The organism is Kitasatospora sp. NPDC001664, from assembly GCF_053596675.1.
This window is the reverse complement of the sequence record NZ_JBSFGS010000087.1, coordinates 1-2,645: the sequence shown is the minus strand read 5'-3', so window position 1 is coordinate 2,645 and position 2,645 is coordinate 1. Positions and strand designations below refer to the sequence as shown.

The window sequence follows — 2,645 nt, the reverse complement described above, 5'->3', positions numbered from 1 at the left end:
CCGGCAGCAACGGCTCGATCCGCGCCCACTGGGCATCAGTCAACGACACATCAGATCCAACGATCCGATGATCCGAAAGAAACGGCCTAGGCCGGCGGAGCGAACCCGCCCTCGGCAGCCGGTGCCTGCGCGGGGGGTGTGACGGGTGCCGGTGCCTGCACGGGCGGTGCGACGGGTGCCGGTGCCGCCGGTGCCGCGGGGGGAGGGGCGACGGGAGCCTCGTACCGCCGTGCCCGCTCCAACGGCTGCTGCTGCCCGCCGCCCTGCGCCGGTACCTGCTGCGCCACCGGGTACCCGCCCTGCGCCTGCCCGGCCACCGACCGCTCCCAGTCCCGACGCTGACGCTCCACCAGCACCGCCCCCAGGTACTGCGCCGGATGCACCCCCTGCGGTGCCGCCTGCCCGGTGTACGCCACCAGGTCCCCGGCCAGCCGCTGCGCCATCCCGAAGCCCACCGCCGGGTCCAACTGCCCGATCCGGCTCAGGTACTGGCGGATCGCCAGCCAGAGCGGATCCGGCACCGCCGACAGGTCGAGCGAGACCAGCCCGCCACCGATCCCGGCCAGCAGCTCCGGCGGAACCGGCGGCAGCGCGTCCCGGCCCCCGCCCGCACCCGGCACCCGCTCCCGGACCACCAGCGTCCCCGCGAACACGTCCCCGAGCCGCCGCCCCTCCGGCGAGACCATCGAGCTGATCAGCGCGGGCACCCCCATCAGCATCGGCAGCTCGACGAACCCGACCAGCCCCCGCACCAGCGAGTGCCGGAACCGCACCGGCCCGCCGTCCGTCCGCACCACCCGCAGCCCGAACGCCAGCTTCCCCAGCGACCGTCCCCCGGAGAGCGTCTCCACCAGCACCGGCAGGATCACCAGGCAGAACACCATGAGACCGAGCCCGATCGCGGCCCCGGCCGCGTCGTCGACCTCGATGACCGACAGGGTCATCCCGAGCATCAGCACGATCATCAGCAGCACCTGGGCGAGCAGGTCCAGCCCGATCGCCAGCATCCGGCTCGGCAGCTTGGCGGACCGCAGCCCGAGCACCACCGCCTCACCCGTGACCAGTTCGCTCACTGCCGTCCCCCGCCCGTCCTGATCCGCACCGCCGACAGTCCGCCAACATACGGGCCCCCGGAACCCACAGGAAGGGCGGCCCACCCCTCTGGCATGCTGAGCCCCGACCCGCCCGAGCACCCGCCGCCCAGCAGGAGAGCCGCCCCATGGACCTGGACGTCTTCGTCGCCGCCCACCAGGCGGAGTGGCACCGACTGGAGGCCCTGAGCAAGCGCCGCCGCCTCACCGGGGAGGAGGCCGACGAGCTCGTCAGCCTCTACCAGCGCGCCACCAGCCACCTGGCCCAGGTGCAGTCCACGGCCCCCGACCCGACCCTGGTCGGCCGCCTCACCACCCTGGTGGCCCGCGCCCGCAGCGCCGTCACCGGCCGCCGCTCCTCCTCCTGGCGCGACGCCGGCCGCTACTTCGCCGTCAGCTTCCCGGCCGCCCTCTACCGCTCCCGCCGCTGGTGGATACCGATCGCGGTCCTCGCGATCCTGCTCTCCGCCCTGATCGCCTGGTGGGTCTCCACCCACCCCGAGGTCCGCGACTCGATCATCGCCCCCGAGGGCCTGCACGAGATGACCAAGGAGGGCGGCGAGTACGAGACCTACTACTCCGACCACCCCGCCACCTCCTTCGCCGCCCAGGTGTGGACCAACAACGCCTGGATCGCCGCCCAGTGCCTGATCTTCGGCGTCCTGCTCGGCCTCCCGGTCCTCTACGTCCTGCTCGGCAACGTGATGAACCTCGGCATCGCCCTCGGCCTGATGTCCTCCGCCGGCCGCCTCGACTTCTTCCTCGGCCTCCTCCTCCCGCACGGCCTCCTGGAACTGACCGCCGTCTTCGTCGCAGCCGGCCTCGGCCTGCGCCTCGGCTGGACGGTCATCGACCCCGGCCCCCGCCCCCGCCTCGTCGCCCTCGCGGAGGAGGGCCGCGCCGTCATCGGCATGGCGATCGGCCTCACCGTGGTCCTCTTCGTCAGCGGCCTCCTCGAAGCCTTCGTCACCCCGTCCCCCCTCCCCACCTGGGCCCGCATCACCATCGGCGCCGTGGCCGAGGTCCTCTTCCTCCTCTACGCCCTCGTCCTCGGCCGCCGCGCCGCAGCCACCGGCGAGGCCGGCGACCTCGAAGCCGCCGACCGCGAGGACCGTCACCCGGTCGCCGCCTGACCGGCGCGGCGCCCGCCGGTGGTCGGGAGAACCCCTTCCGACCTGGTAGTCTCATGATCAGCGCACAAAAACCATTGACTCGGTTGGAGTACGCGAGTAGGTTTGAACGGTTGAGAGCGACTGGACAACGGTCGCGGTCAGACGTTAATGTCTACGACAACGCCAAGCCCAAGCGGTGAGCGCCGAAAGGTGCCCGTGCGGATCGGCGAATCCCTCCCAGCGGGAATTCAGAACGAATGAAGCCGGTAAAACGGCCGAAATTCTTCTGGTAGGCTGGGAAACACGAAAGAACGAAGCGCCCGGAGGGCCTGCTGGAAAGCAGTCCAAAGGAAGCCACCGTTCCTTGAGAACTCAACAGCGTGCCAAAAGTCAACGCCAGATATGTTGACATCCCCGGCCTCACCGTTCGGTGGGGTTGGAG

At 71.3% G+C, this 2,645-nt stretch carries 2 protein-coding genes; one reads left to right on the top strand and one right to left on the bottom strand.

The window, feature by feature from the left end; genetic code table 11:
* Positions 1-86 precede the first annotated feature (86 nt).
* Positions 87-1,073, bottom strand: coding sequence for an RDD family protein (locus ACWCYY_RS40770; protein ID WP_449798975.1), 987 nt, complete (start codon positions 1,071-1,073; stop codon positions 87-89).
* 146 nt (positions 1,074-1,219) lie between these two features.
* On the opposite strand from ACWCYY_RS40770, the gene ACWCYY_RS40765 reads away from it, so the two are divergent.
* The gene (locus ACWCYY_RS40765) at positions 1,220-2,224 is read left to right on the top strand and encodes a stage II sporulation protein M (protein WP_449798974.1); all 1,005 of its coding nucleotides are present in this window, start codon (positions 1,220-1,222) and stop codon (positions 2,222-2,224) included.
* Positions 2,225-2,645 lie beyond the last annotated feature (421 nt).

What these genes read in the sequence shown, in the direction of transcription:
- ACWCYY_RS40765 (WP_449798974.1), top strand. Translation starts at nt 1,220, where the DNA reads ATGGACCTGGACGTCTTCGTCGCCGCCCACCAGGCGGAGTGGCACCGA.